We start from the raw sequence: 686 nt of genomic DNA, 5'->3' as shown, positions 1-686 counted from the left end.
ATAAGTCAGCTCCCGCAGGAAAACTGGCATGAGATGATCGGAGAATCAACCCATGCTGACGCCATTTTAGATAGGCTAATTCATGGTTCGATTAAGTTGAACTTAAAAGGAGAATCGATACGAAAACAGTTAAATAAATTGACTGATGATGATCAGTTAAGCTAATTTAAAAACGGCTCTACAAAATGATAAATCAGGTGATCAAAGCTGATGAGAATCGGTGATCAAAGTCATGAGAATACGCAAATACTTACTCTATTCTTAATTTGCCCACGTAAATCGCCATATTTACGTTGTTTACGTCTTTTTTTATGCCTCTTAGCTAAGTCTTTGTATAGCTCTCCACCTGCTTTAAAATCCTTAATCACCCATTGATAGATTGTTTCATGGCTGACATACATTAATTCATCTGACGGGTTATCCTTCTTAAGCCGACCTGCTATAGCATCTGGAGACCATCCCATTGCTATTTTACTCTGCACAAGCTCGTACAGTGCCTTATTGTTTCTTTTTCTTGCATGCCTAGCGACCTTCCTTCTTGCCATCGCTTTTTCGTGCGCTGCCTCATCGAAATAATCATAGTAGGGTGGCTTATTTCGCTTAACTTCACGCATGATAGTTGTATGGTGTCGATTTAATAGCTTACCAATGGATCGGCAGCTTTCGCCACTATTGAATCGATAGTA

At 39.4% G+C, this 686-nt stretch carries 2 protein-coding genes; one reads left to right on the top strand and one right to left on the bottom strand.

All coding sequences use genetic code 11. The features are described 5' to 3' along the window. A partial coding sequence (locus tag ADS77_RS21245; protein ID WP_161803898.1) for an ATP-binding protein occupies positions 1-165 on the top strand: 165 nt, incomplete at its 5' end. Positions 166-230: 65 nt separating this feature from the next. Here ADS77_RS21245 and ADS77_RS21240 read toward each other — a convergent pair. Beyond that, positions 231-686, bottom strand: a 456-nt coding sequence (locus tag ADS77_RS21240) for an IS30 family transposase (protein ID WP_235575845.1), incomplete at its 5' end; no start/stop codon positions are given.

The organism is Pseudoalteromonas porphyrae (assembly GCF_001298125.1).
GTDB classification, from domain to species: Bacteria; Pseudomonadota; Gammaproteobacteria; order Enterobacterales; family Alteromonadaceae; genus Pseudoalteromonas; species Pseudoalteromonas neustonica.
This window is presented reverse-complemented; position numbering and strand designations above follow the sequence as displayed.